Annotated in this window: 2 protein-coding genes and 1 pseudogene; all 3 read left to right on the top strand. The window is 27.7% G+C overall.

The window, feature by feature from the left end; all coding sequences use genetic code 11:
- Positions 1 to 185 (top strand): annotated as a pseudogene (locus tag KGF52_RS20665) (ABC transporter permease); the annotation flags it as partial.
- Positions 186 to 941, top strand: a complete 756-nt coding sequence (locus KGF52_RS20660; protein ID WP_227841469.1) for an ATP-binding cassette domain-containing protein — start codon at positions 186 to 188, stop codon at positions 939 to 941. It begins immediately after the preceding pseudogene.
- 154 nt (positions 942 to 1095) lie between these two features.
- Positions 1096 to 2133, top strand: coding sequence for an ABC transporter substrate-binding protein (locus tag KGF52_RS20655; RefSeq protein ID WP_227841468.1), 1038 nt, complete (start codon positions 1096 to 1098; stop codon positions 2131 to 2133).
- Positions 2134 to 2998 lie beyond the last annotated feature (865 nt).

Genomic DNA, 2998 nt, shown 5'->3' with positions numbered 1-2998 from the left:
GCTCTTTCATATACCAATTCACTATATACTTTGCAATGAGTTTAGGTATGTTATCAACTGATTTAAAACTGATAACTTCCATAGTTATAATAGCTTTCTTAGCTACTGGTAATTTAAATATCTCACTAAAAAAAACAAGTGCAAAGCTAGTACCAAAAATAAATCTGAAAAAAGAGGTGTTATAGATGTTACAAATTAAAAATATTTCAAAGAGTTTCCCAAATCCATATGGTCAACCCAACACTATATTTGAAAATTTATCACTTAATATAGAAGATGGTGAATTTGTAAGTATCATAGGTAGTAATGGAACTGGTAAATCTACTTTATTAAATATAATATCTGGATTATTAAAAGAATCCTCTGGTGAAATCACTTTAGATAATACTAATATAACAAATTTAGCTGAACATAGAAGAACTCAAATAGTAAGTAGAGTTTTTCAAGACCCAGGTTTAGGAACTTGTCCTTCTATGACAGTTAGAGAAAATTTATCTCTTGCTCTTAATAAGGGGAAATTGCTAAATTTAAAGAGATGTCTTCGTCATAAAACAAATGACTTGGAGCACTTACTTGAAGGAATTTCTCTAGATTTAAAAAAATACCTAGATATCAAAGTACAGTATCTTTCAGGAGGTCAAAGACAATCACTTTCACTAATTATGTCTAGTTTAGCAAGCCCTAAGGTTCTATTATTAGATGAACATACAGCGGCACTTGACCCAAAGACATCAAATGAAGTAATTGAATTAACTGATAAAATTGTAAGAGAAAAAAATATAACTACTCTTATGGTAACTCACAACTTAAAGCATGCTCTTCAATATGGAGATAGATTAATAATGCTTCATAAAGGTGAAGTTGTCTTAGATGTAAATGGCAGAGAAAAAGAAAAATTGACTATAGAAGAAATCTTAGAAAAATTTGAATATGCTGTTTAAAAAATAGCTATCACAATAATTTAATCTTAGTTTACTTACAAATTGGTTTATTTATAAAATATTTTTAATATCATAATATTTTTAGCAATACTACAATAATTCATATGAATATATGAACATATATAACAATAAAACTTTTGAGGGGGATATAAAAATGATTAATAAAAAAAGATTGGTAAGTTTAATTTTAGCAGGAGTACTAGGAGTATCAATGCTCACTGGATGTTCTCAAAATGGAGGCTCTGATGCTTCAAAAGACAAAGAAAAAACAGACAATAAAGAAATAAAAAATATAGGAATCACTCAATTAGTAGAACATCCATCTTTAGATAAGGCAAAACAGGGATTCATAAAAGCACTAGAAGATAAAGGTTATAAGGATGGAGATAATATAAAAATAGACTTCCAAAATGCACAAAATGATATGCCTACTACACAAAGTATTGCAAGTAAATTTGTATCTGATAAAAAAGATTTGATATATGCTATATCTACACCTTCAGCTCAAGCAGCTTATAATGCTACTAAAGATGTACCTATAATAATGACTGCTGTTACAGACCCTGTAGAGGCTGGATTGGTTAAATCTCTTGAAAAACCAGGTGGAAACGTTTCAGGTACATCAGATTATCTTTCAATTGATAAAACACTAGAATTGGTTAAAACTTTAACTCCAAAAGCAAAGAAAATAGGCGTTATATACAATACTAGTGAAGTTAATTCAAAAATACAAGTTGATTCTCTACATGATTATGCTAAGAAAAATAATTATGAAGTTGTTGAAAAAGGAATCAGTTCTTCAAGTGAAGTTAACCAAGCTATTTCTAGTTTAGTTGGCAAAATAGATGTTTTATATGTTCCTACTGATAATTTAATAGTTTCTTCTATGCCTATAGTTTCTAAAGTAGCTAATGAAAACAAAATACCTATAATAGCTTCTGAAGAAGGCTCTGTATCATCTGGTGCTTTAGCTTGTTGTGGAATAGACTATGAAAAACTAGGTTACAAGGCTGGAGAGCTTGCTATTGAAGTGTTAGAGGGTAAACCTGTTGGTGATATACCTGTTACTATGTTAGATGAAACTGAAATAATAATCAATGAAGATACACTAAAAGCACTTGACATGCAAAAGCTATCAGCAGATAATATAAAGTATATAAAGTCAGATAAAAATGCAAAATCTGCAGAGTAAAATGTAGTAAATTCAAAAAAGTAGGTAATATGAAAACTTTATATAGTAAGTACTCTTATCCACCCTAACCCTTTGAAAATTGTACTTATTGTAGCAATTTATTGCATATAAAGTTATTCATTTTCCATAAAGTCGTCTATTTTGACGACAGATTATGAAAGTTATATAACTTTCTAATCATTATTTAAGCTGTCTAAATAGAAATTTAAATTTCTTAGACAGCTTTTTTTTATAAATTTTAATAGCTACAGCTTTACCTCCATTCTATATTTTTCTTTAATTAAATATTTTTTCACAAAAATTCCATTTAATTTACAAGTTTAGGATAACGTTTTTTTCAATTGATGTATTCTCTTTTAAAAATTCCAAGTATACACTATGTAGTATCTTAATTAAATTTAGCAGTTGACTTTTATTATTGTATAATTTATAATTTATAACAAGTCAAGAATACATATAATTTTCTGACTAATTAAAATATTAAAAGGGAGAGATAATTATGAATACTTTATTAAACAATAAAAAATATTATTATTACTATAGCCACTATTTCTAGGGTTTGTACCTACGTTTTAACATAGATACAGACCCCTTAAGACTAGCAAAACTTTGGGATTGTATCTATGTAGGCTATATTGTTTATAGAGTTTTCATTTAACTATATAAGAGCCACATAGATTATACTATGTGGCTTATTCGTGTTTTTACCACATAGTTGTGTATACTATGTGGTTTTTTTATATACAAAATTAGCAAATAATTAAAATTATAAAAATATTTTCAAAGGAGTGTTTTATTTATGTCAGGTATTATATCTGTAATGACGCAAAGTTTAATTTTATCAATCATGGCACTGGGGGTTTAT

It is taken from the genome of Clostridioides sp. ZZV15-6597 (genome assembly GCF_020657815.1).
Lineage (GTDB): Bacteria > Bacillota > Clostridia > Peptostreptococcales > Peptostreptococcaceae > Clostridioides.
This window is presented reverse-complemented; position numbering and strand designations above follow the sequence as displayed.